27 protein-coding genes are annotated in these 26,447 nt (G+C 65.8%); 18 read left to right on the top strand and 9 right to left on the bottom strand.

From position 1 onward, the window contains the following. The first annotated feature begins 7 nt into the window (after window positions 1-7). The 5 genes from ACX17K_RS09865 to ACX17K_RS09885 all read left to right on the top strand — a co-directional run bounded on the left by ACX17K_RS09865 (window position 8) and on the right by ACX17K_RS09885 (window position 2,811). Window positions 8-325, top strand: coding sequence for a hypothetical protein (locus ACX17K_RS09865; RefSeq protein WP_493774649.1), 318 nt, complete (start codon window positions 8-10; stop codon window positions 323-325). A gap of 114 nt (window positions 326-439) precedes the next feature. After that, window positions 440-856, top strand: coding sequence for a GFA family protein (locus ACX17K_RS09870; protein ID WP_493774650.1), 417 nt, complete (start codon window positions 440-442; stop codon window positions 854-856). Then, a complete protein-coding gene (locus tag ACX17K_RS09875) occupies window positions 840-1,379 on the top strand; it encodes a GNAT family N-acetyltransferase (protein ID WP_493774651.1) in 540 nt (179 codons plus the stop codon). The genes ACX17K_RS09870 and ACX17K_RS09875 overlap by 17 nt, the downstream gene beginning before the upstream one ends. Further along, window positions 1,376-2,011: a glutathione S-transferase family protein gene (locus ACX17K_RS09880; protein ID WP_493774652.1), complete on the top strand. Its 636-nt coding sequence runs from the start codon at window positions 1,376-1,378 to the stop codon at window positions 2,009-2,011. The genes ACX17K_RS09875 and ACX17K_RS09880 overlap by 4 nt, the downstream gene beginning before the upstream one ends. Before the next feature lie 152 nt (window positions 2,012-2,163). Beyond that, window positions 2,164-2,811: a hypothetical protein gene (locus ACX17K_RS09885; protein ID WP_493774653.1), complete on the top strand. Its 648-nt coding sequence runs from the start codon at window positions 2,164-2,166 to the stop codon at window positions 2,809-2,811. A 74-nt stretch (window positions 2,812-2,885) separates the two neighbouring features. Here the strand turns inward: ACX17K_RS09885 and ACX17K_RS09890 are convergent, their stop codons facing one another. The 5 genes from ACX17K_RS09890 to ptsP form a co-directional block, all read right to left on the bottom strand. Then, window positions 2,886-4,118 carry a c-type cytochrome gene (locus ACX17K_RS09890; RefSeq protein WP_493774654.1) on the bottom strand — a complete coding sequence of 411 codons (1,233 nt, stop codon included), beginning with the start codon at window positions 4,116-4,118 and terminating at the stop codon, window positions 2,886-2,888. Between the two features lie 13 nt (window positions 4,119-4,131). Beyond that, complete coding sequence (locus tag ACX17K_RS09895; RefSeq protein ID WP_493774655.1) at window positions 4,132-6,009, bottom strand: NAD(P)-binding protein; 1,878 nt, start codon at window positions 6,007-6,009, stop codon at window positions 4,132-4,134. 184 nt (window positions 6,010-6,193) lie between these two features. Next, entirely contained in the window at window positions 6,194-7,852 is a 1,659-nt protein-coding gene (locus ACX17K_RS09900; RefSeq protein ID WP_493774656.1) for a PTS fructose transporter subunit IIC, read from the bottom strand. Window positions 7,853-7,882: 30 nt separating this feature from the next. Next, window positions 7,883-8,839: a 1-phosphofructokinase gene (gene pfkB / locus ACX17K_RS09905; RefSeq protein WP_493774657.1), complete on the bottom strand. Its 957-nt coding sequence runs from the start codon at window positions 8,837-8,839 to the stop codon at window positions 7,883-7,885. Continuing rightward, entirely contained in the window at window positions 8,836-11,337 is a 2,502-nt protein-coding gene (gene ptsP, locus ACX17K_RS09910; RefSeq protein ID WP_493774658.1) for a phosphoenolpyruvate--protein phosphotransferase, read from the bottom strand. The genes pfkB and ptsP overlap by 4 nt, the downstream gene beginning before the upstream one ends. 25 nt (window positions 11,338-11,362) lie before the next feature. Between ptsP and ACX17K_RS09915 the strand changes: the two genes are divergently transcribed. Together ACX17K_RS09915 and ACX17K_RS09920 are read left to right on the top strand one after the other, a co-directional pair. Next, window positions 11,363-11,509, top strand: a complete 147-nt coding sequence (locus ACX17K_RS09915) for a hypothetical protein (RefSeq protein WP_493774659.1) — start codon at window positions 11,363-11,365, stop codon at window positions 11,507-11,509. Between the two features lie 16 nt (window positions 11,510-11,525). Next, window positions 11,526-12,512: a LacI family DNA-binding transcriptional regulator gene (locus ACX17K_RS09920; RefSeq protein WP_493774660.1), complete on the top strand. Its 987-nt coding sequence runs from the start codon at window positions 11,526-11,528 to the stop codon at window positions 12,510-12,512. A gap of 12 nt (window positions 12,513-12,524) precedes the next feature. Here the strand turns inward: ACX17K_RS09920 and ACX17K_RS09925 are convergent, their stop codons facing one another. From ACX17K_RS09925 to aroA, 3 genes are all read right to left on the bottom strand, one after another. Beyond that, complete coding sequence (locus ACX17K_RS09925; protein ID WP_231154919.1) at window positions 12,525-13,070, bottom strand: cytochrome b; 546 nt, start codon at window positions 13,068-13,070, stop codon at window positions 12,525-12,527. 73 nt (window positions 13,071-13,143) lie between these two features. Next, a complete protein-coding gene (locus ACX17K_RS09930; protein WP_493774661.1) occupies window positions 13,144-13,614 on the bottom strand; it encodes a pyrophosphohydrolase domain-containing protein in 471 nt (156 codons plus the stop codon). Window positions 13,615-13,678: 64 nt separating this feature from the next. After that, window positions 13,679-14,968 carry a 3-phosphoshikimate 1-carboxyvinyltransferase gene (aroA, locus tag ACX17K_RS09935; protein ID WP_493774662.1) on the bottom strand — a complete coding sequence of 430 codons (1,290 nt, stop codon included), beginning with the start codon at window positions 14,966-14,968 and terminating at the stop codon, window positions 13,679-13,681. A gap of 206 nt (window positions 14,969-15,174) precedes the next feature. On the opposite strand from aroA, the gene cmk reads away from it, so the two are divergent. The 10 genes from cmk (at window position 15,175) to rfaD (ending at window position 24,356) form a co-directional block, all read left to right on the top strand. Next, window positions 15,175-15,843, top strand: a complete 669-nt coding sequence (cmk, locus tag ACX17K_RS09940; RefSeq protein WP_104947595.1) for a (d)CMP kinase — start codon at window positions 15,175-15,177, stop codon at window positions 15,841-15,843. A 94-nt stretch (window positions 15,844-15,937) separates the two neighbouring features. After that, on the top strand, window positions 15,938-17,632 hold the full coding sequence (gene rpsA / locus ACX17K_RS09945) for a 30S ribosomal protein S1 (protein ID WP_463087894.1): 1,695 nt from the start codon (window positions 15,938-15,940) through the stop codon (window positions 17,630-17,632). 7 nt (window positions 17,633-17,639) lie between these two features. After that, the gene (locus tag ACX17K_RS09950; protein WP_021477774.1) at window positions 17,640-17,954 is read left to right on the top strand and encodes an integration host factor subunit beta; all 315 of its coding nucleotides are present in this window, start codon (window positions 17,640-17,642) and stop codon (window positions 17,952-17,954) included. A 136-nt stretch (window positions 17,955-18,090) separates the two neighbouring features. Beyond that, window positions 18,091-18,384 carry a LapA family protein gene (locus tag ACX17K_RS09955; RefSeq protein ID WP_231154915.1) on the top strand — a complete coding sequence of 98 codons (294 nt, stop codon included), beginning with the start codon at window positions 18,091-18,093 and terminating at the stop codon, window positions 18,382-18,384. A gap of 57 nt (window positions 18,385-18,441) precedes the next feature. After that, the gene (lapB, locus tag ACX17K_RS09960) at window positions 18,442-19,599 is read left to right on the top strand and encodes a lipopolysaccharide assembly protein LapB (protein WP_493774663.1); all 1,158 of its coding nucleotides are present in this window, start codon (window positions 18,442-18,444) and stop codon (window positions 19,597-19,599) included. Between the two features lie 63 nt (window positions 19,600-19,662). Further along, window positions 19,663-20,406, top strand: coding sequence for an orotidine-5'-phosphate decarboxylase (pyrF, locus tag ACX17K_RS09965; RefSeq protein ID WP_493774664.1), 744 nt, complete (start codon window positions 19,663-19,665; stop codon window positions 20,404-20,406). Further along, window positions 20,403-21,722 carry a UDP-glucose dehydrogenase family protein gene (locus tag ACX17K_RS09970; RefSeq protein ID WP_493774665.1) on the top strand — a complete coding sequence of 440 codons (1,320 nt, stop codon included), beginning with the start codon at window positions 20,403-20,405 and terminating at the stop codon, window positions 21,720-21,722. Before pyrF ends, ACX17K_RS09970 begins: the two co-directional genes overlap by 4 nt. A gap of 8 nt (window positions 21,723-21,730) precedes the next feature. Then, the gene (rfaE1, locus tag ACX17K_RS09975; RefSeq protein WP_104947593.1) at window positions 21,731-22,693 is read left to right on the top strand and encodes a D-glycero-beta-D-manno-heptose-7-phosphate kinase; all 963 of its coding nucleotides are present in this window, start codon (window positions 21,731-21,733) and stop codon (window positions 22,691-22,693) included. 24 nt (window positions 22,694-22,717) lie between these two features. Beyond that, entirely contained in the window at window positions 22,718-23,308 is a 591-nt protein-coding gene (locus ACX17K_RS09980) for a DUF924 family protein (RefSeq protein WP_493774666.1), read from the top strand. 46 nt (window positions 23,309-23,354) lie between these two features. Then, window positions 23,355-24,356, top strand: a complete 1,002-nt coding sequence (gene rfaD / locus ACX17K_RS09985; protein WP_493774667.1) for an ADP-glyceromanno-heptose 6-epimerase — start codon at window positions 23,355-23,357, stop codon at window positions 24,354-24,356. Window positions 24,357-24,414: 58 nt separating this feature from the next. On the opposite strand, the gene ACX17K_RS09990 is transcribed toward rfaD, so the two are convergent. Continuing rightward, on the bottom strand, window positions 24,415-25,185 hold the full coding sequence (locus tag ACX17K_RS09990; RefSeq protein WP_493774668.1) for an FCD domain-containing protein: 771 nt from the start codon (window positions 25,183-25,185) through the stop codon (window positions 24,415-24,417). Window positions 25,186-25,443: 258 nt separating this feature from the next. Here ACX17K_RS09990 and ACX17K_RS09995 point away from each other — a divergent pair, with 258 nt between their 5' ends. Next, window positions 25,444-26,388, top strand: a complete 945-nt coding sequence (locus ACX17K_RS09995; RefSeq protein ID WP_493774669.1) for a chemotaxis protein — start codon at window positions 25,444-25,446, stop codon at window positions 26,386-26,388. The last annotated feature ends 59 nt before the right edge of the window (window positions 26,389-26,447 follow it).

The raw sequence follows: 26,447 nt of genomic DNA on the forward strand, positions 1-26,447 counted from the left end.
AGTGAAAATGAAAGTTCGACTGATCTTCAGCTGCGTTTTGGCGCTGGCCTCCGCAGCTTCGCAGGCTGGCATCGTCTTCGAGAACGGCTGGGACGCGCCAGCCAACAGCAATGTCCAGGCCTATACCCGGCAGGGCGCGGAGACGTACCTGTCGGGTTACAGTGACGACTTGAAGCAGATGATAGAAAAGAGCGCCTGCAAGCTGACTGTGGTCAAGGGGTGCCACCAGCCCAATGACAGGCATTTCACGGTCAAGGGCACGGGATCGGGCAAATCCTGCAAAAGCATCTACGCGGGGTCGGGCAGCGTGCACATTCCTTGCTGATGCTCGCGCCAGAAAGAAGACGGCTCGCGGCGCGCGGGCTGTTTTTTTATCGGCGGAGAATGTCGCAAGAGGCTTGGCGGGATGTCCGTTTGCCGTATCCAATAAGGGGAAAGCATGAAAATCCATGGCGCCTGTCATTGCGGCAATATTTCCTTCGAACTAGACTGGCCCGACGGCTCGGCGATCCCCGCTCGCCGTTGCGGCTGCGGCTTCTGCCGCAAGCATGGCGGCATCTGGACCGCCTCTCCCGCCGGCAGGCTGGAGGTGACGCTGCGCGATCCGCAGCGGGTATCGCATTACCGTTTCGGCACTGGCACCGCCGACTTCCACATCTGTTCCGATTGCGGCGTCGCGCCGCTGGTCACCAGCGAGATCGGCGGCCGCTTGCGCGCCGTGGTCAGCGTCAATGCCTTTGAGACGCCTGGCCTGCCGCTGGGCGATGCCGCCGACGTGTCGTTCGATGGCGAGAGCGAAGCGGAGAGGCTGGCGCGGCGCGCCCGCAACTGGATCCCCGATGTCCGTTTCGTCTGATCGCCTTCCCCTTATCCGGCTGGAGGCCTTTTCGGCCGAGGCCTTGGCCGATCTGGCCGCCGGCAGGCTGCCGGCAAGCCTGGGCCGCCGCTGCGAGGAGGGCGCCTTGCCGCCGCCGGAAGTAGCAAGCCGGGCATTGCGCTTGCTGGCGGCAGGCGTGGCCGAGCGCTGGAGCCTGCCTTACGCGATGGTCGATGAGCGCGGAGCGATTGTCGGCGCTTGCGGTTTCAAGGGAGCGCCCTGTCTGGGGCTGGTGGAGATCGGCTACTCGGTGGCCCCGTCGCGGCGCAGGCGCGGCATTGCCGCCGCCGCCGTGCGGTTGCTGCTGGAGAAGGCTGTCATCCGCGGCGGCGCGCGCCGGGTGCTGGCGCGGATCAATCCGGATAATGCCGCGTCGTCGCGGGTGGCGGACAAACTGGGTTTCGTCCGCGGCGAGGTGGCGCTGGACGATGACGGCGAGCCGTTGGCGCACTGGTTGTGGCCGCCGTCAACTGATTTTTCCCATGATGGAGAAGCGCCATGAAGCTGATCGGCATGCTGGATTCCCCCTATGTTCGCCGCGTCGCGATTTCCCTGCAACTGCTGGGCCTTCCATTCGAGCACCAGCCCTTGTCGGTGTTCAGCGCATTCGACCATTTCCGGCAGATCAATCCGGTGGTCAAGGCTCCCACGCTGATCTGCGACGACGGCACGGCGCTGATGGATTCCACTTTGATCCTGCAGTACGCGGAGTCGATCGCGCCGGGGCGCAGCCTGCTGCCGTCCGATCCGCAACGTTTGCTGCGCAGCCTGCGGGTGACCGGACTGGCGCTGGCGGCGTGCGAGAAGAGCGTGCAGATCGTCTACGAGCGCAAGCTGCGCCCGGAAGACGCGCGCTACCAGCCCTGGCTGGAGCGGATCAGCGGCCAGCTGTTGTCCGCTTTCGGCGAGCTGGAGCGAGAGTTCGCATCCAGTCCACCAGATCTTGGCGGCGAGGCTATCGACCAGGCTGCGCTGACCACCGCCGTCGCCTGGCACTTCTGCAGGCGGATGATTCCGGACTGCGTGCCGGCCGGGGACTACCCGGCGTTGGCCGCCCTGTCCGAGCGGGCGGAGGATCTGCACGCGTTCCGGGCGGCGCCGTTTGGCGATGCCGCGTACCCGGTTCGTTTTTGATGCGCTGCGTCAAATAAAATGACAGTAATGACTATATTTGTTTTGAATATGCTTTTGGCAAATTCATTGCGCTGATAGTATTCGCATTTTGCCCGCCGGTTGCCGTGGAGTGTCTGCCGCGGCTGGCGGGCAATTTAGCGATGGAGCGCGTGATGGAAAAAATCTTGTTGCTGGCCGCATCCTGCGGTTTCGCCGCGGCGGCGCAGGCCGCCGTCGTGCCGGCGGTCAATCTGGAAAGCGCCGGCGTGATCGCCAATGGCAATACCGTCAATCTGTACCGGGTGCCCAGCCTGGACGCGGCGGGCAAGACCCATTATTCGGACGTCACCCTGACTCTGCCGGTGGACAAGAACGGCGCGATCGGCAAGCCGGCGCAGACCGTCAAGCCGTCGGCCAGCCCGCAGGGCTTGCAGTTCGTCGCCGGCAACTACGTCGGCAGCAGCGGCGCCCTGTGCTCGGTCACCACCTCCGCGTTGGTGGATGGGCGCCAGCAAAGCGCGCTCAGCTGCCGTCCGTCCGTCGGCGGCTTCTCCACCGGTTTGGCGGTCAACTGGGTGAGCGGTCCGTTGGCGGGACACCCCTATGAAGTGGATCTGACCAAGGCGGGCATTGATCAGATTGCCGGCCGCTCCGCCTATTCCTGGGGCGTGATCAACGACCGCAGCGGCGGCTGGTACTACTGCTTCACTACCGGCGACATCGTCAGCGCGGTGCAGTCCGGGCGACAGATCGCCCTCAACGTTTACGGCCGAGGCAATACGGTGAAGTGCGGCGATGTGTTCACGCTGACTGCGCCCTGATCCCGTAGCGAGCTCAAAATAAAACGCCGCCGCATTTCACAATGCGGCGGCGTTGTCGTTGGCGCTTGGGGGCGTTACTTCTGATGCGCGCCGTCGGCCACGATGCCGCGCACCTTGGCCACGTCGCCGGCTGCCACCGGACTGGCGGCATTGCCCCAGCTCTGGCGCATATAGGTGAGCACGTCGGCCACTTCCTGGTCGTTCATCTGCTGGGCGTAGCCCGGCATGCTGTATTCCCAGGCCAGGTGGCGGGTGCGGGCGTTGACGCCGCCTTCCAGCACCACGCGGATCAGCGAGGTGGCGTCGCGCGCCATCACCGCCGAGCTGCCGGCCAGCGCCGGCACCACCTTGTCATGCCCCTGGCCGTTGGCCTGGTGGCAGGTGGCGCAGTTCTCGAAGAACAGCGTGGCGCCGGTGCGCACCGGGGCGGCGTCTGCCGCGCCCGCGCCCGGCAGGCTCTTCAGGTAGACGGCGATCGCCGACAGGTCGGCGGTGTTGATGTGCTGGCTGCTGTAGTGTACCACTTCCGCCATCGGGCCGAAGGCCGCGGTGTAGCGGTTGCGGCCGGTTTGCAGGTATTGCACCAGATCGTCGGCCGACCAGCCGCCCAGGCCTTCGCGCGCGTTGCCGGTCAGGTTGCCGGCGTACCAGCCGGCCAGCTGCGCGCCGGTCAGGTAGCCGGGCTTCTTCTCGTTCAGCGCCACTTCCTGGAAGGCGACGCCGCGCGGGGTGTGGCAGGTGCCGCAGTGGGCCATGCCCTGCACCAGGTAGGCGCCGCGGTTCCACTCGGCGTTCTTGCCGGCGTCAGGCTGGTAGCGGCCGTCGTCGTGGAACATCCAGCGCCACAGCGTCAGCGGCCAGCGCATCGACAGCGGCCAGGGAATGTCGCTGTCGCGGTTGGCCTGCTTCACCGGCGCTACGCCATGCATGAAGTAGGCGTACAGGTCGCGCATGTCGTCGTCGTTGATGCGGGCGAACGAGGTGTAGGGCATGGCCGGATACAGCGAATGGCCTTCCTTGGCCACGCCGCGGCGCAGCGCGCGGGCGAAGTCCTCGTAGCTGTAGTCGCCGATGCCGGTTTCCTTGTCCGGCGTGATGTTGGTGGAGTAGATCTTGCCCACCGGGGTGTCCATCGGCAGCCCGCCGGCGTTTTCCTTGCCGCCGGGCGCGCTGTGGCAGGCGATGCAGTCCGACACGCGGGCGAGGTAGGCGCCGCGGCGCACGCCGTCGGTGTCGACATGCGCCAGCGCGGCGCTTGCCGCACAGGCCAGCAGGGCCGCGAGACTCAGGGTTTTCATCAGTTTCATCACGGTGTTCCTGTTAGCTCAGCTCGTTGACGGCGCGCCATGCCTGGTCGATGGCGGCGTGGGTGTACGGGTTCCAGTCGGAGTCGGAGTTGGCGATCGCCACCTTGCCGGCCGGGCGGCGGGCGGTGGCGATGATGCGCTTGGACTCTTCTTCGTCGTCGTACATCGAGTTGAGGAAGTAGGAATAGCCGTGCGACCAGCGGTTGACGGTGATGGCCGCGATGTCGCGGTTGTGGTCGAAGCCGACGGGGCCGAGGATGCGCTGCAGCTGGCTGCGGATCATGTTCTCGTGCTCGGAGAACGGCATAGCCAGCAGCTTGGCGCGGCCCATCTTCCACTGGGTGCGCGGGTCCAGATTGGAGCCGGCGATGGTGGGCACGTAGACCATGTGCAGGCACATCGGCTCCGACGGCTTGCGCGGATGCTGGTAGCCGCCGATGTCCACCGGATAATCCATCTTGATGCGGCTGTACGGCATCGACGGGCAGTACAGCTCGTGCACGCCCAGCTTCATGAAGCTGTCCCAGTTCTTCAGCACCACCTTGGTGTAGACCAGCGGGGCCTTGACGTTCATCGCCAGCGCCTGTTTCTGGTCGTTTTCCAGCTCCGGCATGATGTGCGGGATCATCATGTTGTAACAGGCCATCACCACGTGGCGGCCCTGCACGCGGTGCAGCCTGCCGCCCTTGTCCAGATAGCCGACGTCCACCGGGCCCTTGGCGTTTTCCACGCGCACCACGGTGCTGTTCAGCCGCAGCCGCACCGGATTTTCCGGCAGGTCGAGCTTGCTGTAGTCGAAGCGGGCCAGCACGATGTCGTTCATGTCCTTGCCCGGCGCCACTTGCGGGATCATCTTGCGCACCAGGAGGCGGGCGATGGACGCGTTGCCGTCCGGGAAGTGGTAGATGTACGGGTCGCGCAACTCGGCTTCCGCCTCGGCGCTGATCTTGCCCAGGCCGGCCACGCCGTGGAAGCCCGGCAGGTCCAGGTTGCGCGCGTCCAGCGCCGGCAAGCCGTCGATGCCCACCGCCTGGAAGTCGTTGCTGCGCGACTGGAAGAAGCGGATGGCGGTGGCGCTCAAACCGACGTGGCGGGACAGGTAGGTGCTGTAGCTGATCTTGGCGAGATAAGCCTCGCGCTTGTTCTTGGGCATGTCGCCCAGGTAGTCGCGGGTGCTGGTGTGCAGGGCGATCAGCGCGTCGCGGTCCTTCTTCGACATCGGGAAGTCGTTGATGAAGTCGCGGATCGGGCGCGCGTTCAGGCGCTTGGGATCGATGTCGTCCGCCACCTGCAAATAGGGGTCGCCGCCTACGGTCTTGTCGACGCCGAAGTCTTCCTTGTTGAAGAACACGCCGCGCGACAGCTTGAGGTCGGGATAGAAATTGCGGTGGAAGTGGCTGGCCAGGCCATCGATGTCGATGGTCAGTTCCTTCATCAGCGCCAGCGCTTCCTTGCTGAACACGTGCTTGGGCGACTGCAGCGATTCGGTGCCGCCGTAGCCCAGCATCAGGCGATCGCCGACCTTGAACTCGTTGCGCTTGGCGTGGCCGCCGAAGTCGTCGTGGTTGTCCAGGATCAGCACTTTGGCTTGCGGATGCTTCTTGCGGTAGTAATGCGCGGCCGCGAGGCCGCTGATGCCGCCGCCGACCACCACCAGGTCGTAATGTTCTTCCACCTTGGCGCCGCCCAGGTTGAACGCGTGGTGGGCGCGGCCCAGCTTGTGGGCGTTTTCGAAGGAGCCGTCATGGTTGCCGCGCAGCCCGGTGAGCGAAGGCGGGTAGTAGCTGGCGCTGATCTGTCGGGGTGCGGCACGGAGGATTTCCAGCGGAGTGAGCCCGGCAGCCACCGTCAGCGCAAAACCGTTGAGGAAGTCTCGTCGGGTAATGGACATGGCTTTTCCTGTGTTGTTGTTGGAATAAACCAGCAGCCTCTGCGTGCTGTCTGGCGTTCCATTATAACAAATTGTAAATATAGTTAATTTTTATGCTGCAGGAATGACGAATCGAGGCAGGGAAACGAACAGGCCCGGTTGAACCGGGCCTGGGAGGATGGGATGGGGCCGCGCGGCGGCGGGGTCAGGCCTGGACGATTCTCTTCTTCAACAGGCCCAGCGCCAATGCCGTGACCAGGGTGCCGGCGGCCAGCGCCGCCAGGTAGCTGAGCAGGTGTTCCACCGCGTTGGGGATGGGCAGCACGAACACGCCGCCGTGCGGCACCTTCAGCTGCACGCCCATGGTCATGGAGATGGCGCCGGCCAGCGCCGAGCCTGCCATCAAGGCCGGGATCACCCGGAAGGGGTCGCGCGCGGCGAAGGGGATGGCGCCTTCGCTGATGAAGGCCAGGCCCAGCACCGCGGCGGCCTTGCCGGCTTCGTGCTCGTCGGCGGTGAAGCGGTCGCGGAACAATCGGGTGGCCAGCGCCAGCCCTAGCGGCGGCGTCATGCCGGCCGCCATCACCGCGGCCATCGGCGTGTACACCTGGCTGGCGATCAGGCCGGTGGCGAAGGCGTAGGCCGCCTTGTTGACCGGGCCGCCCATGTCGAAGGCCATCATCGCGCCCAAGAGCGCGCCCAGGGCCAGCGCGCTGCTGCCCTGCATGCCCTTCAGCGCCTCGGTCAGCGCCGACAGCACGGCGGCCACCGGCTGGCCCACCACGTAGATCATCAAGAGGCCGGTCAGCAGCGAGCCCAGCACCGGCAGGATCAGCACCGGCTTAAGGCCGTCCAGATGCTGGCCCAGCTTGATCCGGCGGTTCAGCTCCCGCGTGCCGTAGCCGGCGATGAAACCGGCGACGATGCCGCCGAGAAAGCCCGATCCCAAGCTGGCGGCCAGCATGCCGCCCACCATGCCGGGGGCGATGCCGGGGCGGTCGGCGACGGAATAGGCGATGTAGCCGGCCAGTATCGGCACCATCAGCGCGAAGGCGGACTTGGCGCCGATCTGGAACAGCGACCACGCTAGCGTGCCCTTGTGCGCGTCGTCGAAGGCGTAGATGCCGCCCAGCGCGAAGGCCAGCGCGATCAGGATGCCGCCGGCGGTGACGAAGGGCAGCATGAAGGACACGCCGGTCATCAGGTGGCGATAGGGGCCGTCCTTGGCTTTTTCCTGGCTTGAGGCCTTGGCCGAGCCTGCGCCTTCCCATGGCCGCGCTTCTTCGATGGCGCGGCGGATCAACGCCTTGCCGTCGCCGATGGCGGCCTTGGTGCCGCTCTTGAACAGCCGCTTACCGGCGAAACGGTCCAGTTGCACCTGGGTGTCGGCGGCGATCACCACCAGATCGGCGGCGGCGACTTCGGCGTCGGTCAGCGCGTCCTGCGCGCCGACCGAGCCCTGGGTTTCCACCCGGATCGCGTGGCCCAGCGCCTTGGCGCCCTGGACCAGGCCCTCGGCCGCCATGAAGGTGTGGGCGATGCCGGTGGGGCAGCCGGTGATGGCGACGATGCGCAGCGCGCGTTCGTCCGCCGCCGCGCCTTCCAGCTGCGCGGCCGGATCGGCCAATACCGCGTCCAGCGTGGCGCGGCGCGCGGGCCGCTGTCCGGCGCGGCTGTCGTCGGGACAGTCCACCAGCAGGATCTGGCTGGCGGCCTGCAGGCGATCCGCGTCCAGCGCCGGCTGGCCGTCGATCTCGATGTCTATCCGCTTGCTCTGCCGCTGGGCGGCCTGGCGCAGCGCTTCGGCGGCCAGCCTGGCCTGGGTGCTGCGCTCTCCTGCGCGGATGATGGCGACGATGCTCATGTGTTTCCCCTGTTGCTAAGCGGGCGCGGCTCAGGCCGCGTCCAGGGTTTGCAGGCTGACAGCGGCGGCCAGCTCTCGTATCTGTTGTTCCGGCGGCAGGTGGGGACCGACGCGCTGCAGCTTGGCGGCGGCGAAAGCCACCGCCAGCCTCAGGCTGTCGGCCGCGTCCAGGCCCTGGCGCCGGGCGGCGGCCAGGCCGGCCACCAGCGCGTCGCCGGCGCCCACGGTGCTCAGCGGCCGCTGCGGCGGCAGACTGGCCAGCAGCGCCGCGTCGGCGTCCACCAGCAGCGCGCCTTGTTCGCCCAGCGACACCACCACCCGGCCGACGCCCATCCGCTGCAGGCCACGCGCGCAGCGGACCACGTCGTCCAGGGCTGGCAGCGGGTGGCCGGCCCATTGCGCCAGTTCCTCGCGGTTGGGCTTCACGCAGTCGGGCAGCGCTTCCGGCGGGTTGGCCAGCGCGGCGGCCAGCGGCGAGCCGCTGCTGTCCACCAGCACCCAGGCGCCTTGCCGCTTCAGCCGCGCGCACAGCCGCGCCAGCGCGTCGCGCGGCAGGCCGGGCGGCAGGCTGCCGGCCAGCACGGCCTGATCGCCGGCGCCGACATGGGCGAGGCCGGAGGCCAGCGCTTCCAGCTCGGCTTCGCCGGTTTCCGGGCCGGGGAGGTTGATGTCGGTGGTGTCGCCGGTTTCCAGATCGGCCAGCTTGATGTTGACGCGGCAGGCGCCGGCCACCCGCTGCATGCGGTCATCGATGCGCTTGGCGGCGAACAGTTGCTCGAACGGGCCGCTGTTGTCGCGGCCGAGCAGGCCGTGGACGTGGACCGGCAAGCCCCAGTCTGCCAGGCAGGAGGCGACGTTGACGCCCTTGCCGCCGGCATTGACGTGGGCGGCGCGGGCCAGATTGACCGAACCCGTCCGCAGCGCGTCCAACGTCACGGTCTGGTCCAGCGCCGGGTTGGGCGTGACGGTGTGGATGGCGCCGCTCATGCCAGGGCCTCCAGCAGCTGCCGCACTTCCTCGGCGCTGTCGCAGGCCAGCGCCTGCTCGGCCAGGTCGCGCAGCCTGGCGAGGTTGTGGCGGCGCAGCATCGCCTTCACCGCGGCGATATCGTGCGGGCTCATCGACAACTCGTCCACGCCCAGGCCGGCCAGCACGGCCGCGCCCTGCGGGTCGCCGGCGATGCCGCCGCACACGCCCACCCAGCGTTTGTGGGCAGCCGCGCCCTGCACGGTCTGGCGGATCAGCCGCAGCACGGCGGGATGCAGGCTGTCGGCCTCGGCCGCCAGCTCGGGGTGCTGGCGGTCCATCGCCAGCGCGTATTGGGTCAAGTCGTTGGTGCCGATGGAGAAGAAATCGACATAGGGCGCGAACTGGTCGGCGAGCAGCGCGGCGGCCGGCACTTCCACCATGATGCCGATCGGCACCGGCGGCGCGTCCAGTTCCTTGCGCACGCCTTCGCACAGGCCCTTGAGGCGGGTGATCTCCTTCAGCGAGCTGATCATCGGGAACATGATGGACAAGGGCTTGCCGGCCTTGGCGGCGCGATAGAGCGCGCGCAGCTGCGGCTCCAGCAGCTCGCGGCGGGACAGCAACAGCCGCGCGCCGCGCATGCCGAGGAAGGGATTGTCCTCATGCGGCAGGTTCAGGTAGGGCACCTGCTTGTCGCCGCCGATGTCCAGCGCGCGGACGATCAGCGGCCGGCCTTGCAGCGCCTGCTGCATCGCCAGATAGGTTTTCAGCTGCTCTTCCTCGTCCGGCGCGGCGTCGCGCTCCAGGAACAGGAATTCGGTGCGCATCAGGCCCACGCCCTCGGCGCCGGCGTCCAGCGCGGCGGCGGCCTGGTCCGGGCGATTGATGTTGGCGGCGATCTCGATGCGTTTGCCGTCGGCGGTCTGGCCCGGTTGCTGCCGCTCAGTCTGCTGCTTCTGCTGGTCTTCCCGCTGGCGCTGCTGCCAGGCGCGGGCGGATGCCAGATCCGCGTCGCTGGGGTTCAGGTACAGCCGGCCGGCGTCGCCGTCCAGGATGGCGGGGCTGCCGTCGGCCACATCCAGCAGCGCGGGGCCGGCGGCCACCAGCGCCGGCAGGCCCAGCGTGCGCGCCAGGATGGCGGTGTGGGCGGTGGGGCCGCCATGCGCGGTGGCCAGGCCCTTGACGCGGGTGAGGTCCAGGCTGGCGGTGTCCGACGGCGCGAGATCGGCCGCCAGCAGCAGGGTGTCGGGGCCGAACTCGGCCGGCGCATGGCCTTGCAGCGCGGGGTCCAGCTGGAACAGCACCCGGCGGCCCACGTCGCGCAGGTCGGCGGCGCGGGCGGCCAACAGCGGATTGCCCAGCGCGGAGATTTTCTCCGCCAGCCGCTCCACCGCCTGGTGCCACGACCATTCGACGCCGTGGCCGGCCACCATCAGCTGGCAGCTGAGCGTGATCAGGTCGGTGTCGTTCAAGAGTTCGGCTTGGGCGCGGAAGATGCCGGCTTCGCCGGCGCCCAGCGTCGTCTGGGTGGCGTCGGCCAGCTGCGCCAGCTGCTGGCGGGTGGCGGCCAGCGCCTCGTGTAGCCGGTCGCCGCCTTCGGCCAGGCTGACTGGCCGGTCCGGCACGTGCAGCTGGTGGCTAGCGAGAATGCGCGCGGTGCCGATGGCGACGCCGGGGCTGGCGGCGATGCCGGGCAGGGAGATCAAGGAGCCGGTGGGCTGCCAGCCGGCGGTTTTGCGCGCGCCAGCGGCGCGCTGGGCGGCGATGGCGGCGGCGGTCTGCTCAGCCAGGCTGGCCTCGCGCATCGCCTTCAGCAGCTGGCGCACGCCGTCTTCGGCTTGCGGACCGCGGGCGGAGACGGCGATCAGGTCGCCCTGGCGCAAGCCCAGCTGCAGCAAAGAGATCAGGTTCTTGGCGTCGGCGACGCGGCCGCCATGGCGCACCTGCAGTTGCGCTGGACTGCGCCGGGCGGCTTCCACCCACAGCGCGGCGGGGCGGGCGTGCAGGCCGTTGGGATAATCGAGCCGCCATTCCTCGCCGGTGTCCAGGTCCCGCGCCTCGGCGTCCGGCGGCGGGTTTTCCGGCGCTTGCTCCAGCGCGGCGATCAGGTCGGCGCTGTTCTCGGTGGAGAATAGCGGCAGCAGCCGGGCTTCGTCCTGCAGCAGCCGGGTCAGCTGGCGCAGCATCACCAGATGGTCGTCGGAACGCGCGGCGATCGCGCACAGCAGGTGGGTGCGCTGGCCGGGGTTCCATTCCAGCCCGGCTGGAATCTGCAGGATGGCGACGCCGGTGCGCAGCACCATCGCCCGGTCTTCCACCATGCCGTGGGGGATGGCGATGCCGTTGCCCAGGTAGGTGTTGGCCACCGCCTCGCGGCGCAGCAGGCTGTCTATGTAGTCGGGCGCGATGCAGCCGGCGTCGGCCAGCATGCGGCCGGCCTCGCGGATGGCGGCTTCCTTGCTGGCGGGCTGGCAGCCCAGGCGTATCAGTTGCGGGGTGAGCAGGGCGTCGGACACGGCATACCTCGTTTTTGGGCTCGATATGACTGGCATTGAAAACGATTACATTTTTGCTGTCAATCAGACAGAACTGGTTAAAATCAAACTTGTGGCTCAATTCAGAAAAATGTGGCGATTCCGCGCTTGCCAGCGCGGCATGCGCGGGCGCAACATCGCTTCCGTCAATTGAAAACGATTTCCATAACATGACTACCAGCATCAAGGACGTCGCGCTGCTGGCCGGCGTATCGGTGGCCACCGTGTCGCGCGTGCTGGGCAACGGCCCGGTCAGCGCCGCGCTGCGCGCCAAAGTGGAGGCCGCCGTCGCCCAGAGCGGCTACCGGCCCAACCTGTCGGCGCGCCGGCTGCGCTCGCAGACCTCGCGCACCATAGGCCTGATCGTGTCCGACATCCGCAATCCTTTTTTCACCTCGGTGAGCCGGGCGGTGGAGGATGTCGCCTACCAGGCCGGCATGCGGGTGATCCTGTGCAACACCGACGAGAATCCGGACAAGGAGGCGATGTACCTCCGGCTGATGCAGGAGGAACGGGTGAGCGGGGTGATCTTCGCCGCCACCCGCGCCACCGCCGATTCGCTGGATGTCGCCGGCCTGGGTTTCCCTGTGGTGATGATAGACCGCGCGGGCCCGGCCGCCCGCTGCGACGCGGTGCTGCTGGACAACCGGACAGCGGCGTCCCAATTGGTCGAACATTTGCTGGGCCGCGGCTATCGCCGCATCGGCGGCTTGTTCGGCAATACCAGCAGCACCGGAGCCGAGCGTCACGCGGGTTTCGCCGAGGCGATGGAAAGGGCGGGACTGCCTGCGGCGGCGCGTTTCGTCGCGCCCAGCGCCGAAGCGGCGCAGGCCGAAGCGGCGAAGTGGCTGCGGGAGGCGGGCGCGCCGGAGGCGCTGATCGCCAGCAATGGCCTGCTGTTGCTGGGCGTGGTCAAGGCGGTGCGGGAAGCCGGCGTCGCCGTGCCGGGCCGGCTGGCGCTGGCCGGCTTCGACAACGACAGCTGGACCGAGCTGGCCGATCCCGGCATGACGGTGATCGAGCAGCCGGTCGACGAGATCGGCCGCGCGGCGATGGAAATGTTGCTGGAGCGGCTTGAGCGGCCGGAGCGGCCGCTGCGCAAGGTGGTGCTGGCGGGGCGGCTGGTGGAGCGCGGTTCCAGCCGGGCCCGCGGCTGAGGCGCGCCGCGTTCAGCGCATCGGGCCGGTCAGCCGGGTGACGGTGTCGTCCTTGACGATGAAGTGGTGCCACGCGGCGGCGGCGGCGTGCAGGATGCTCAGCCACAGCAAGACATTGCCCAGCAGTTCATGCAGCTCCTTCAGGCTCTTGCCCAGTTCCGGGCTGTTGGGCATGAAGGAGGGCAGGCCGAGGCCGAACAGGGCCACTTCGCCGCCCTTGGCCTGGATGAAGGCGATGCCCAGGATGGGCAGCGCCAGCATCAGCGCGTACAGCGCCCAGTGCCCGGCATGGGCCAGCAGCTTCATCAGCGAGCTGGGCGCTGGCTCAATGCTGGGCGGCGGGTTGCCCAGCCTCCAGGCCAGCCGGGGCAGCACCAGCAGCAGGACGATCAGCCCGGCCTGGACATGGGCGTAGCCCAGGCCGTTGCGGACCGGGTCTCCCTTGGGGAAGTTGCCTTTCAGCTCGATGAAGACCAGCGCGGCGATCACCGCCAGCGCGCACAGCCAGTGCAGGCCGCGGGCGATTTTGCCGTAACTGTGGGGAGTATTGCGCAACATGTCGGCTCCTGTTGTTTTGATTCGAACATGTTGCAAGCTTAGTCGGTCAATCTTAAGCCGGTCTTAATCCATTTCAATGAGAGGGGCAATGGGCCGGCATGGCGCGCTCTGGTGTTTGCGCGTCCGCTGCGAAAGCGCCGCGGATCACGCCCAGCTTGTCCGCCGGCTGCCAGCCTTCCGGCTTCAGCACCTTGCCGTCGGCGCGGCGCAGCACCTGGCCGTCCACGCATTTGCGCAGATTGGCGTCGTGTATCGCTTCGCACATCGCTTCCAGCGGCAGGCCCTGCGACAGCAAGAGGCCGCATACCACATTGAGCACGTCCACTGCTTCGGCGGTCAGCTCGGCGCGGCTTTGCAGCTGTTGTTCGGGTGATTGCGCGGGCAGCGCGCGGTAGTCGTCCAGCGCCTGCCGGAGCTCGTCCAGCTCTTCGTCCAGCATGGTCTGCCACATCGCCAGCTGCTCGGGCTGGTATTCGGGATGGGAGGGGGAGGGGATGTCGAAGCGCCGCATGAAATCGCGGCGCATCCGGAACAGGTCGCTCATCGATAGACTCCTTTTTGATGCATATATTGTGGAGTCTATCGATTAAATCATCAATATATTGTGATTATTGCGCCTGCAGCGCGGCCAGCGCCTGGAAGTAGTCGGGGAAGGTCTTGGCCACGCAGTTGGGGTCGTTGATGATGACCGGCGCGCCCAGCAGCGAAACCAGCGAGAAACACATCGCCATCCGGTGGTCGTCGTAGGTGTCGATCTCGGCGTTTGGCGTCAGCGCGGCCGGCGGGGTGACGCGGATGTAGTCCGGGCCTTCCTCCACCGTCGCGCCCACTTTGCGCAGCTCGGTCGCCATCGCCGACAGGCGATCGGTTTCCTTCACTCGCCAGCTGGCGATGTTGCGTAGCGTGGTGGTGCCGTCGGCGGCCAGCGCGGCCACGGCCAGCGTCATCGCCGCGTCCGGGATATGGTTGCAGTCCAAATCGATAGCCTTGAGCTTGCCCTCGGCGCGGGCCTCGATCCAGTTGTCGCCGCGGCGCACCGTCGCGCCCATCAATTCCAGTGCCTCGGCGAAGCGCACGTCGCCCTGGATACTGGCCTCGCCCACGCCCTCCACTCGCACCGGTCCGCCGGCCAGCGCGCCGGCCGCCAGGAAGTAGGATGCGCTGGAGGCGTCGCCTTCGACGTAAATCTCTCCCGGCGAGATGTAGTGCTGGCCGCCCGGGATGATGAAGCGCTGCCAGCCGTCGCGCTCGACGCGCACGCCGAAGCGCGCCATCAGGTTGAGCGTGATTTCGATGTAGGGCTTGGAGATCAGCTCGCCCACCACCTCGATCTCGGCCTGGGCGCCGGTCAGCGGCAGCGCCATCAGGAGCGCGGTGAGGAACTGGCTGGAAACGTTGCCCTTCACCTGGATGGGATGGGCGCAGCGCACGTCGGCCGGCGAGATGGCCAGCGGCGGGAAGCCCGGCTGGCCCAAGTAGGCGATGCTGGCGCCGGCGGCGTTCAGCGCGTCGACGAGATCGCCGATCGGCCGTTCGTGCATGCGCGGCACGCCAGACAGCTGGTAGCTGCCGCCCATCAGCGCCAGCGCCGCGGTCAGCGGGCGGAAGGCGGTGCCGGCGTTGCCGAGGAACAGCTCGGCGTTTTTCACCGGGAAGGGGCCGCCGCAGCCGTGGACGCGGAAATCGCGGCTGTCGCCTTGTTGCTCTATCTTCACGCCCAGCAGCTTCAGCGCGCTCAGCATGTGGCGGATGTCGTCGGAATCCAGCAGGTCGCGGACCATGGTGCTGCCGCCTGACAGCGCGGCCAGCAGCAGCGTGCGGTTGGAGATGCTCTTGGAGCCGGGCAGTTTGATGGAGCCGCCGAGGCGGACGCAGGGAGAGAGGTGCAGTTGTTCCATTGAGTGTCGCGCTTGTGTTTTCGGAATGGCGTTGCTTGATGCGTAAGGGACACTGTACCCGCCGCGCACGGCTGCGCGCAAATGGTGCGGCACCACACCATGCCACACCACTTGGGTTACAATGCGCGGTTTGGCCGGCCGGCGGCTGCCGCGACGCGCGGCGGTATCGGCAGGGCCTTGGCAGAATGCAACAGGATCAGATTCCGATGACAGTTCCGGTGATTACCATCGACGGCCCGTCCGCTTCCGGCAAGGGCACGGTGGCGGCCCAGGTCGCCGCGCGCCTCGCCTTCCATTATCTCGACTCGGGTTCGCTGTACCGGCTGCTGGCGCTCCACGCGCGCCGCCGCGGCATCGCCTGGGACGACGAGCCGGCGCTCGCCGAGGCCGCCGCCGGCTTGCCGGTGGAGTTTTCCGACGGCGCGGTGTGGCTGGAAGGCAACGACGCCAGTCAGGACATCCGAGCCGAGGAAATCGGCATCGGCGCCTCCAAGGTGGGCGCGCTGCCGGCGGTGCGCGCCGCGCTATTGCAGCGCCAGCGGGATTTTCGCGAATCGCCGGGCCTGGTGACGGATGGCCGCGACATGGGTTCGGTGGTGTTTCCGGACGCCATGTTGAAGATATTTCTGACCGCCAGCGCGGAGGAAAGGGCGAGTCGCCGTCATAAGCAGTTGATCGGCAAGGGGGAATCTGCTAACCTCGCCCAGATTATGCAGGACATTATCGATCGAGACGCGCGAGACGCGGCCCGGCCGGTAGCGCCGCTGCGCCAGGAGCCGGACGCCTTTTTGCTCGATACCACGGAGCTGACCATAGACCAGGCGGTCGACAAGGTCCTCGTGTGGTTTGAGGAAAAACAGGTTTCCGGCCATTGATTTTTTGTATGGTCGTTTTTGCTGCTTTGCGGAAACGACCTTGTTCCAACCCTAACCCCGCAAGCCGCAAGGCCTGCAACCGAGAGTACGCTTGATGACTACCCTCTCCATGGAAAACTTCGCTCAACTGTTCGAGGAAAGCCTCACCCTGCACGATATGCGCGTGGGCGAAGTGATCACTGCTGAAGTCGTGGCAGTTGATTCCAACTTTGTAACCGTGAACGCAGGCCTCAAGTCCGAGTCCCTGATTCCGGCTGAAGAATTCAAGAACGACCAAGGCGTCGTTGAAGTTGCCATCGGCGACTTCGTTACCGTGGCTATCGACGCGCTGGAAAACGGCTTCGGCGAAACCAAGCTGTCCCGCGAAAAAGCCAAGCGCATGGCCGCTTGGGTTGAGCTGGAAGAAGCTCTGGAAGCCGGCACCATCCTGTCCGGCATGATCAGCGGCAAGGTGAAGGGCGGCCTGACCGTCATGGTCAACGGCATCCGCGCCTTCCTGCCGGGTTCCCTGGTCGACGTGCGTCCGGTGAAAGACACCACCCCGTACGAAAACAAGCAGATCGAGTTCAAGGTTATCAAGCTGGATCGCAAGCGCAACAACGTCGTGGTTTCCCGCCGCTCCGTGCTGGAAGAGACCCTGGGCGAAGAGCGCAAGGCTCTGCTGGAAACCCTGAAAGAGGGCGCAGTCATCAAGGGTATCGTCAAGAACATCACCGACTACGGTGCGTTCGTTGACCTGGGCGGCATCGATGGCCTGCTGCACATCACCGACCTGGCATGGCGCCGCGTGAAGCACCCGTCCGAAGTTCTGGCCGTGGGCGACGAAGTGGAAGCCAAGGTACTGAAGTTCGACCAAGAGAAGAACCGCGTATCCCTGGGTCTGAAGCAACTGGGCGAAGATCCGTGGGTGGGCCTGTCCCGCCGCTACCCGTCCGGCACCCGTCTGTTCGGCAAGGTGACCAACCTGACCGACTACGGCGCGTTCGTGGAAATCGAACAAGGCATCGAAGGCCTGGTGCACGTGTCCGAAATGGACTGGACCAACAAGAACGTACACCCGTCCAAGGTGGTTCAAGTTGGCGACGAAGTGGAAGTCATGATCCTGGAAATCGACGAAGACCGTCGTCGTATCTCCCTGGGCATGAAGCAGTGTCTGGCCAACCCGTGGAACGAGTTTGCCGACAACTTCCACAAGGGCGACAAGCTGAAGGGCGCGATCAAGTCCATCACCGACTTCGGCGTGTTCGTTGGCCTGCCGGGCGGCATCGACGGCCTGGTTCACCTGTCCGACCTGTCCTGGAACGAAGCTGGCGAAGAAGCCGTGCGCAAGTTCAAGAAGGGCGACGAGGTTGATGCCGTGGTTCTGTCCATCGACGTGGAAAAAGAACGCATCTCCCTGGGCATCAAGCAGCTGGAAGGCGATCCGTTCAACAACTTCGTTGCGATGAACGACAAGGGCGCCCTGGTCAAGGGTACCGTGAAGTCCGTTGACGCCAAGGGCGCGGTTATCGCTCTGGACACCGACGTTGAAGGCTACCTGCGCGCTTCCGAACTGTCCCGCGACCGCGTGGAAGACGCTCGCTCCGTCCTGAAGGATGGCGATGCCGTCGAGGCCGTGATCGTTGCCGTGGACCGCAAGTCCCGCAACATCAGCCTGTCCATCAAGGCTAAGGACGCTCAGGAAGAGAATGCCGCGATGAAGAACCTGTCGACCGTTGACAGCGCTTCCGCCGGCACCACCAACCTGGGTGCCCTGCTGAAGGCCAAACTGTCCGGTTCCAACGAGTAATAGCGTCATGACCAAGTCTGAGCTGATCGCGAGGCTGTCTGAACGACTGGCCGAGCGCAATTCTCAGTTGGTCTACAAAGATGCTGAGTTGGCCGTCAAGACCATTCTGGACGCGATGGCCAACAACCTGGCGCAGGGAAGCCGCATCGAGATTCGCGGGTTCGGTAGCTTCGATCTGAACTACCGTCCGCCGCGGGTCGGCCGCAACCCGAAGTCGGGCACCAGCGTCTCGGTTCCTGAGAAATACGTGCCTCATTTCAAGGCCGGCAAGGAACTGCGCGAGCGCGTGGACTTGTCCCTTGTGGAACAGACCCAGGCCTGATCGCAGTTTTATCGGTCTACATGCTAAAAAGCGCCGCATATGCGGCGCTTTTTTCGTATCCGCGCCGCTTGAGCGGCTTGGGTTGCGGCGGGCTATCGTTTAGAATTGCACTCCGGCAAACTCATTGAGCGATCCCATGCGATATTTGTTGCGCATCGTCGAACTGGCCCTGTTGCTGCTGCTGGTCGCCGTCACCGTGCAGAACAGCCACTCAGTCGAATTCAAACTGTTCTTCGGCCAATCGTGGTCGGCTCCGTTCATCGTGTTCCTGCTGCTGTTCTTCGTCGTCGGCGCCGTCGTCGGCCTGCTGGCCACCTTCAGTTTCTACCTGAAAACCCGCCGCGAGCTGTCGCAGTTGAAAAAAGAACTGCGCAATCGGCCTCCCGTCGGCAAGGTGGTCAACGATCCCAGCGACGCCATCGCCGATTGAGCTTGTCTTCACGGGGCATGGCCTTGACCCCGTTCTATCATCCCGAAAGGATTGCTGTTGGAACTCGATTTGTGGTGGCTGCTGCTGTTTCCAGCCTTTTTCGGCCTGGGCTGGTTCGCGGCCCGGGTGGACATGCGCACCGTGCTGAAACAGGCGAAGTCGGTGCCGATTTCCTATTTCCGCGGCCTGGACGCGCTGGTGGAAGACAAGACCGACGTCGCGGCCCAGGCTCTGGCCGAAGTGGCGCGCCAGCAGGGTTCGGCGCTTGAGTTGCAGCACATCCTCGGCAAGCTGTACCGCAAGCGCGGCGAGAATGACCGCGCGATCCGCCTGCATCAACAGATGCTGGATTCTTCCGACCTGCCGGGCGAGCAGCGCGACCTGGTGCGCAACGAGCTGGCGCAGGACTTCCGCAAGGCCGGCCTGGTGGATCGGGCCGAGGAGATCCTGCTCAAGCTCCTGAACGGCAATATGGCGCTGGCGGCTCGGCGCCAGCTGCTGGACATCTATCAGCAGGACCGCGACTGGAAGAAGGCGATCGAGACCGCGCGCGAGCTGCGCAGCGACGCGCACTCGTTCCAGCATGAAGTCGCGCAGTTCTACTGCGAGTTGGCGCAGGGCGAGCTGTACAAGTCCGATCACAGCCAGGCCAGGCAATACGTGGCGGAGGCGCTGGCGGCCAACCGCAAATGCGTGCGCGCCAGCCTGATCCTCGGCGATATCGAGTTCGCCGAAGGCAATCTGGAGGCGGCCATCGCCGCCTGGCAGAACATAGAGAAACAGAACTACGAATATCTGGCGATGGCGGCCGAGCGCCTGTTCGACGCTTACGAAAAGCTGGGGCGTCCGCAGGAGGGCATCGCGTTGCTGCGCGGTTATCAGCGCACCTTCCCGCAATTGGAACTGACCGATCTCTTGTACCAGAAGATCGCCACCTATGATGGCGAGGCCAAGGCGCTGGACGGCGTGCGCGAAGCGGTGCATGCCCGCCCCAGCCTGGCCGGCGTGTACCGGATGATAGAAGCGCAGATGGACGAGCTGTCGCCGGAGGGGCGGATGGACGCGGAGGTGGCGCGCGCGCTGATCCTCAAGCACTCCCAGCGCCTCAGCGTGCATCGCTGCAAGTGCTGCAACTTCCGTTCGCGGGCCTTCTTCTGGCACTGTCCTGCCTGCGGCGAGTGGGAAAGCTTCACCGCCAACCGTTCGGAAAACTGAATCACTCGGCGCGCGGCCGCTTGAACGGCGCGCGCCGCGGCAATATAGAATGATGGAGCATCGATGAATCCCCTGATCGCACAAAGCGAAAGCCGGACGACATCCCCGGTGGTGGTGGCGCTGGACTTCGCCGACGCGGATAGCGCATTGGCTTTCGCCAGCCGCCTGGATCCGGCGGAGTGCCGGCTGAAGGTGGGCAAGGAGCTGTTCACCTCCAGCGGCCGCCATCTGGTCGAATCGCTGGCCGCGCGCGGTTTCCAGGTTTTCCTGGACATGAAATTCCACGACATTCCCAATACTGTCGCCCATGCCTGCAAGGCCGCGGCCGAGTCCGGCGTGTGGATGGTCAACGTCCACGCCTCCGGCGGCCGCCGGATGATGGAGGCCGCGCGCGACGCGCTGGCCGTTTACAGCCAGCGTCCGCTGCTGATCGCGGTGACGGTGCTCACCAGCATGGAAGCGTCGGATCTGGCCGAGGTCGGCATCGATGTCCCGCCGCAGCAGCACGTGCTGCGCCTGGCCACGCTGACCCGCGATTGCGGCCTGGACGGCGTGGTGTGCTCGGCGCAGGAGGCATCCATGCTGAAGCAGGCCCTGGGCAGTGATTTCAAGCTGGTGACGCCGGGCATCCGCCTGGCCGACAGCGCCGGCGACGACCAGCGCCGCGTGATGACGCCGACCGCCGCCTTGGCCGCCGGCTCTGACTATCTGGTGATCGGCCGCCCGATCACCCGCGCCGCCGACCCGCTGGCCGCGCTGCGCGCCATCAATCAAGACATTTCCGCATTCCTGGGTAAACAATCATGAAAATCACGGTAATTGGCTCGGGCTATGTCGGCCTGGTGACCGGCACCTGCCTGGCCGAGACCGGCTACCACGTCTGCTGCCTGGACGTGGACCCCCGCAAGATCGAAATTTTGCAAAACGGCGGCATTCCCATTTTCGAGCCTGGTTTGGAAGACATGGTGAAGCGCAATGTGGCCGCCGGCCGCCTGCACTTCACCACCGACGTGGCCGCCTCGGTCGCTTTCGGCGAAGTGCAGTTCATCGCTGTCGGCACGCCGCCGGATGAGGATGGCTCGGCCGACTTGCAGTACGTGCTGGCCGCCGCGCGCAATATCGCCCGCCACATGACCGGTTACCGCGTGGTGGTGGACAAGTCCACTGTGCCGGTGGGTACCGCGGACAAGGTGCGCGCCGCCATCGCCGACGAGCTGGCGCAGCGCGGCGCCGACCTGCCGTTCAGCGTGGTGTCCAATCCGGAGTTCCTGAAGGAAGGCGCGGCGATCGAGGACTTCATGCGGCCCGACCGCGTGGTGATCGGCGCGGACGACGACCGCGCGGCCGAAATCATGCGCCGCCTGTACAAGCCGTTCCAGCGCAGCCACGAGCGCGTGCTGCTGATGGACGTGCGCTCGGCCGAGCTGACCAAGTACGCGGCCAACGCGATGCTGGCCACCCGCATTTCGTTCATGAACGAGCTGGCCAATCTGGCCGAGACCATGGGCGCCGACATCGAGCAGGTGCGCCAGGGCATGGGCTCCGATCCGCGCATCGGCTACCACTTCCTGTACCCGGGCGTCGGCTATGGCGGTTCCTGCTTCCCCAAGGACGTCAAGGCGCTGGTGCAGACCGCCAAGGAAAACGGCCACACGCTGCGTGTGCTGACCGCGGTGGAAGAGGCCAACGACGCGCAGAAGCTGCGCCTGGTCGAGAAAGTGGTGTCCCGGTTCGGCGAGGATCTGTCCGGCCGCCGCCTCGCATTGTGGGGCCTGGCGTTCAAGCCCAATACCGATGACATGCGCGAGGCGCCCAGCCGCGTGATAATCGAGGAGCTGACCCGCCGCGGCGCCGAAATCGTCGCCTTTGATCCGGTGGCGGCGCACGAGGCGCAACGGGTGATGTCCGGCGTCAACGGCGTGGCGTTCGCCGACGACATGATGCAGGCGCTGCAAGGCGCGGACGCGCTGCTGATCGTGACCGAGTGGAAGATGTTCCGCGCGCCGGACTTCGAGGCGATCCGCAGCAGCCTGAAGCAGCCGCTGATTTTCGATGGCCGCAATATGTACGACCCGGCCTGGCTGCGCGAGCAGGGCTTCGATTACCACGCCATCGGCCGCTGAGGTAAGCCATGAGTCTGATGCAAACCCTGGGACTGAAGCCCGCCGCGCTGGCTTCTTCCCTGGCGAAGGCCAAGGTGCTGGTGGTCGGCGATGTGATGCTGGACCGCTACTGGTTCGGCGACGTGTCGCGCATTTCGCCCGAGGCGCCGGTGCCGGTGGCCAAGATTGGCCGCAGCGAGGAGCGGGCCGGCGGCGCCGCCAACGTGGCGCGCAATATCGCCGGCCTGGGCGGCAAGGCCACCATTTTGTCGGTGGTCGGCGACGACGAGGCGGCGGACGCGCTGGAGAGGCTGTTGAAGGCGGACGGCATCGTCACTTCGTTCAAGCGCGATTCCAACATCGCCACCACGGTGAAGCTGAGAGTGGTGGCGCGTCAGCAGCAGCTGATCCGGCTGGACTTCGAAGACGCGCCCAGCCATGAAATCCTGGCCGGCAAGCTGGAAGAGTTCGCCGACATCGTCGCCGCGCACGACGTGGTGATCCTGTCCGACTACGGCAAGGGCGGCCTGACCCATGTGGCCGAGATGATTCAACTGGCCCGCGCCGCCGGCAAGCCGGTGCTGATCGACCCCAAGGGCGACGATTACAGCAAATACGCCGGCGCCACGCTGTTGACGCCCAATCGCAGCGAGTTTCGCCAGGTGGCCGGCGGCTGGAAGGACGAGGCCAGCCTGACCGCCAAGGCGCAGGCGTTGCGCGCCGAACTGAATCTGGACGCGTTGCTGGTGACGCGCAGCGAAGAGGGCATGACGCTGTTCCGCGCCGACGGCGCGCTGCATCAGCCGACCTTCGCGCGCGAGGTTTATGACGTGTCCGGCGCCGGCGATACCGTGATCGGCACGCTGGGCTTGGCGCTGGCCGCAGGCCAGCCGTTGCCGGTGGCGATGAACCTGGCCAACGCCGCCGCCGGGGTGGTGGTGGGCAAGCTGGGAACCGCCGTGTGTTCGCAACAGGAACTGTTTGCCTTGTAAGCCGGCGCGCCGGCAGGAGACGCGATGACGAAGCTGACCGCGCAACAAGTTGAAGAGGTGCTGGCCTTCTGGTTCGACGCCAGCGACGACGAGGCCTTGAGCCGGCCCCGCGAGGCCTGGTTCCGCCGCGACGACGCGTTCGACGCCGAAATCGGCCGTCGTTTCCTGCCTTTGTGGCAGGCGCTGGCGGCCGGCGGGCTGGCCATCGACGCCGGCGACGCCCGCGCGGCGCTGGCCTGGCTGATCGTGGCCGACCAATTCCCTCGCAATCTGTTCCGCGGAGAGGCTAAAGCGTTCTCCAGCGACGAGAAGGCGAGAGAGGGCGCCCGGTCGGCCGTCGGCCAGGGGCTGGAGCAGACGCTGCCGCCGGTGGCGCGGGTTTTCTTCTACCTGCCGTTCGAGCACAGCGAGGACATGGCGGACCAGAGGCGGTCGCTCGAGTTGTTCGCCGCGCTGGACGCGGCCTTGCCTGGCTCCAATTATCTGGATTTCGCGCAGCGGCATGAGCGGGTAGTCGCCGAATTCGGCCGTTTTCCGCATCGCAACGCGGCGCTGGGCAGAACCAGCACGCAGGCCGAACAGTCCTACCTGGCGCAGCCGGGCGCGGGCTTCTGAATTTCATCCGGACCCGAGGGTCCGCAGCAGAACTAAGGATCGACATATGACTATCGTCGTCACCGGAGCCGCAGGCTTCATCGGTTCCAACCTGGTCAAGGGTTTGAACCAGCGCGGCATCACCGACATCATCGCCGTAGACAACCTCAGCAGCGGCGACAAATTCCACAATCTGGTCGATTGCGAGATTTCGCATTATCTCGACAAGCACGAATTCCTGCACCTGCTGCTGGATGGCGAGTACGAGGGCGAGCTGGCCGCCATCCTGCACCAGGGCGCGTGCTCCGACACGATGAACCACGACGGCAAGTACATGATGGACAACAACTACCAGTACACGCTGGCGTTGTTCGACTATTGCCAGCATGAGGAAATCCAGTTCTTGTACGCGTCCAGCGCCGCTACCTACGGCAAGGGCACCGTGTTCAAGGAAGAGCGCCAGTACGAAGGCCCGCTCAATGTCTATGGTTATTCCAAGTTTCTGTTCGACCAGGTGCTGCGCCAGCGGATGAAGGAAGGCCTGTCCGCGCAGGCGGTGGGCTTCCGCTACTTCAACGTCTACGGCCCGCGCGAGCAGCACAAGGGCCGCATGGCTTCCGTCGCCTTCCATCATTTCAACCAGTACCGCGAGCACGGCAAGGTCAAGTTGTTCGGCGGCTGGGATGGCTGGGACAACGGCATGCAGAGCCGCGACTTCGTGTCGGTGGAGGACGTGGTCAAGGTCAACCTGCATTTCCTGGACCATCCGGAGAAGAGCGGCATTTTCAACCTGGGCAGCGGCCGTTCGCAGCCGTTCAACGATGTGGCCGAAGCCACCGTCAACGCCTGCCGCCGCCACGAGGGCAAGCCGGCGCTGACGCTGGCCGAGATGATAGTCCAGGGCATCGTCGAGTACATCGATTTCCCGGACGCGCTGAAGGGCAAGTACCAGAGTTTCACCCAGGCCGATATCGCGCGGCTGCGCGAGGCGGGTTACGGCGAGGCCATGCTGTCGGTGGCCGAGGGCGTGGACCGCTACGTCGATTGGCTGATCAGCCGCCAGGGTTGATCGCCTGGGCAGTGATATCAAGCCGCGTCGTCTTTATGATGGCGCGGCTTTTGTCGTTTCAGCGTCCGGTGTTTTCCTGCTCCAGCCGCATGCGGGCCCGGGCATCGCGTTCGGCCAGCAGCATCTGGTTTTGCAGCGTGTCGGCGACAAAGTCGATATGCCGCTCCGCCGCCAGTTGCGCGTCGTCGGGCTGGCGGTCGCGTATCGCCTGCCAGATCGACAGATGCTGCTCGCGCAGCGCCTCCGCCACTTCGCCGACGGCGAACAGATTGGCGATATTGTCCTTCACATGCCGCTGCAGCATGGCCAGCAGGCTGCCGGACAGGTGGGCGAACAGCACATTGTGGGAGGCTTCGGCCACCGCCTGGTGGAACTCGACGTCAGCCTGCGCCTGCTCCGCCAGATCGCCGCCGCGGTAAGCCTGCTGCAGCCGGTCCACGCAGCGCCGCAGCCGCTCCACGTCGGCCGGCGTCGCCCGGCTGGCGGCGCAGCGCGCCACCGTGCCTTCCAGCACGCGGCGGAATTCGAGCAAGTCGCCGTGCAGCTCTTCGTGCTGGTTCAGCAACTTTTCCCAGGGATCGGAAAACGCCGTTTCCAGCCTGTCCGTCACCCAGGTGCCGCCGCCCTGGCGGCTGGACAACAAGCCGCGCGACGACAGTTGCTGGATCGCCTCGCGCAGCGATGGCCGCGACACGCCGAACTCCTCGGCCAATTGTCTTTCCGGCGGCAAGCGGTCGCCCGGTTTGAGCACGCCGTCGAGTATGCGTTTTTCCAGTTGCTGCACGATCATGTCGGACAGTTTGGGCAGGTTTACTTTGGGGTAAGCCATAATGAAATGAATCCGCGGCAAGCGGAATATTGGTCTGACCAGATGGCCCAGCATAGCAGAGCGGACAGCCGCCTGTCATGATTGGGGCCTCCGCTGCCGCGGCATATTGCCAGAAGCATGCCCCGTTCAGGCTCAAGCCTTGGCTTGCGCGTCTGGCGCGGGTGCGAGAGAAATGATCCGGGTATATCTTTTGGCCGAGGCCATTTAATTTTAGATATTTGCTATAAAGACATACTGTCTTTTGCAAGGAGTTACGCGATGTCCGACCTGCTGAAAAAAATCGACGCTCGAACCAAGCTGGCCGGCACCAATAAGCTGGAAATCCTGCTGTTTTCGCTGGGCGACGATCAGCGCACCGGCCGCAAGGAGGTATTCGGCATCAATGTGTTCAAGGTGCGCGAGGTGATGCGCACGCCGGAAATCACCACCGCGCCGGAGATGCCGGCCTCGGTGGAGGGCATGGTCAGCCTGCGCGGCGCGCTGGTGCCGGTGATCGACTTGGGGAAATACACCGGCATCGTGACGTCCAAGCGGCCGGAAATCATGATCATCACCGAGTACAACGGCCATACCCAGGGTTTCCTGGTGGAGACGGTGGATACCATATTGCGGCTGGACTGGTCGGCGATGCGGGTGCCGCCGGACATGATCACCAACCGGATGGCGGGGCTGGTCACCGCGGTCACGGAGTTGGAGAGCGGCACGCTGGTGATGATGATGGACGTGGAGAAGGTGCTGGCCGAAACCTGCCTGTCGGACGAAACCCAGAACTATATCTCCATCGAGCCGGTGAAGGAGGACAGGCACATCTTCTTCGCCGACGACAGCGCGGTGGCGCGCAAGCAGATCGAACGCACGCTGGACGCGATGCATATCCGCTATTCATCGGAAATGAACGGCATGCGCGGCTGGGAAACCCTGCAGAAGATGGCGCAGCAGGCGGAGGCGGCGGGCCAGAAGCTGAGTCAGGTGCTGCACCTGATCCTGACCGATGTGGAAATGCCGGAAATGGACGGCTACATGTTGACCAAGATGATCAAGGACGACGCGCGTTTCGCCGGCATTCCGGTGCTGATGCACTCGTCGCTGTCCGGCATGGCCAACAAGAAGCTGGGCGAGTCTGTCGGCGTGGACGCTTATGTGTCCAAGGATGAGCCGCAGAAGCTGGCCAGCAAGCTCCGGGAGATGCTGTTGCTGGAATAGCGCCCATGCGGCGCGTCGCCCGGCAGGGACGCGCCGCCCATTTCTGCCCGCCTGCGTTC

The sequence above is a fragment of the Chromobacterium sp. INPA-IVC genome (assembly GCF_059047085.1).

Bases quoted from the DNA above. Each gene is read 5' to 3' on its own strand.
- ACX17K_RS09950 (WP_021477774.1), top strand. From the start codon at position 17,640: ATGACCAAGTCTGAGCTGATCGCGAGGCTGTCTGAACGACTGGCCGAG.
- ACX17K_RS09925 (WP_231154919.1), bottom strand. From the start codon at position 13,070: ATGTTGCGCAATACTCCCCACAGTTACGGCAAAATCGCCCGCGGCCTG.
- ACX17K_RS09895 (WP_493774655.1), bottom strand. From the start codon at position 6,009: ATGTCCATTACCCGACGAGACTTCCTCAACGGTTTTGCGCTGACGGTG.
- ACX17K_RS09865 (WP_493774649.1), top strand. From the start codon at position 8: ATGAAAGTTCGACTGATCTTCAGCTGCGTTTTGGCGCTGGCCTCCGCA.
- ACX17K_RS09885 (WP_493774653.1), top strand. From the start codon at position 2,164: ATGGAAAAAATCTTGTTGCTGGCCGCATCCTGCGGTTTCGCCGCGGCG.
- ACX17K_RS09955 (WP_231154915.1), top strand. From the start codon at position 18,091: ATGCGATATTTGTTGCGCATCGTCGAACTGGCCCTGTTGCTGCTGCTG.
- ACX17K_RS09930 (WP_493774661.1), bottom strand. From the start codon at position 13,614: ATGAGCGACCTGTTCCGGATGCGCCGCGATTTCATGCGGCGCTTCGAC.
- rfaE1 (WP_104947593.1), top strand. From the start codon at position 21,731: ATGAGTCTGATGCAAACCCTGGGACTGAAGCCCGCCGCGCTGGCTTCT.
- ACX17K_RS09880 (WP_493774652.1), top strand. From the start codon at position 1,376: ATGAAGCTGATCGGCATGCTGGATTCCCCCTATGTTCGCCGCGTCGCG.
- cmk (WP_104947595.1), top strand. From the start codon at position 15,175: ATGACAGTTCCGGTGATTACCATCGACGGCCCGTCCGCTTCCGGCAAG.
- rfaD (WP_493774667.1), top strand. From the start codon at position 23,355: ATGACTATCGTCGTCACCGGAGCCGCAGGCTTCATCGGTTCCAACCTG.
- ACX17K_RS09875 (WP_493774651.1), top strand. From the start codon at position 840: ATGTCCGTTTCGTCTGATCGCCTTCCCCTTATCCGGCTGGAGGCCTTT.
- ACX17K_RS09990 (WP_493774668.1), bottom strand. From the start codon at position 25,185: ATGGCTTACCCCAAAGTAAACCTGCCCAAACTGTCCGACATGATCGTG.
- ACX17K_RS09870 (WP_493774650.1), top strand. From the start codon at position 440: ATGAAAATCCATGGCGCCTGTCATTGCGGCAATATTTCCTTCGAACTA.
- rpsA (WP_463087894.1), top strand. From the start codon at position 15,938: ATGACTACCCTCTCCATGGAAAACTTCGCTCAACTGTTCGAGGAAAGC.
- ACX17K_RS09900 (WP_493774656.1), bottom strand. From the start codon at position 7,852: ATGAGCATCGTCGCCATCATCCGCGCAGGAGAGCGCAGCACCCAGGCC.
- aroA (WP_493774662.1), bottom strand. From the start codon at position 14,968: ATGGAACAACTGCACCTCTCTCCCTGCGTCCGCCTCGGCGGCTCCATC.
- ACX17K_RS09995 (WP_493774669.1), top strand. From the start codon at position 25,444: ATGTCCGACCTGCTGAAAAAAATCGACGCTCGAACCAAGCTGGCCGGC.
- ACX17K_RS09970 (WP_493774665.1), top strand. From the start codon at position 20,403: ATGAAAATCACGGTAATTGGCTCGGGCTATGTCGGCCTGGTGACCGGC.
- ACX17K_RS09890 (WP_493774654.1), bottom strand. From the start codon at position 4,118: ATGAAACTGATGAAAACCCTGAGTCTCGCGGCCCTGCTGGCCTGTGCG.
- pyrF (WP_493774664.1), top strand. From the start codon at position 19,663: ATGAATCCCCTGATCGCACAAAGCGAAAGCCGGACGACATCCCCGGTG.
- ACX17K_RS09915 (WP_493774659.1), top strand. From the start codon at position 11,363: ATGACTGGCATTGAAAACGATTACATTTTTGCTGTCAATCAGACAGAA.
- pfkB (WP_493774657.1), bottom strand. From the start codon at position 8,839: ATGAGCGGCGCCATCCACACCGTCACGCCCAACCCGGCGCTGGACCAG.
- ACX17K_RS09920 (WP_493774660.1), top strand. From the start codon at position 11,526: ATGACTACCAGCATCAAGGACGTCGCGCTGCTGGCCGGCGTATCGGTG.
- ACX17K_RS09980 (WP_493774666.1), top strand. From the start codon at position 22,718: ATGACGAAGCTGACCGCGCAACAAGTTGAAGAGGTGCTGGCCTTCTGG.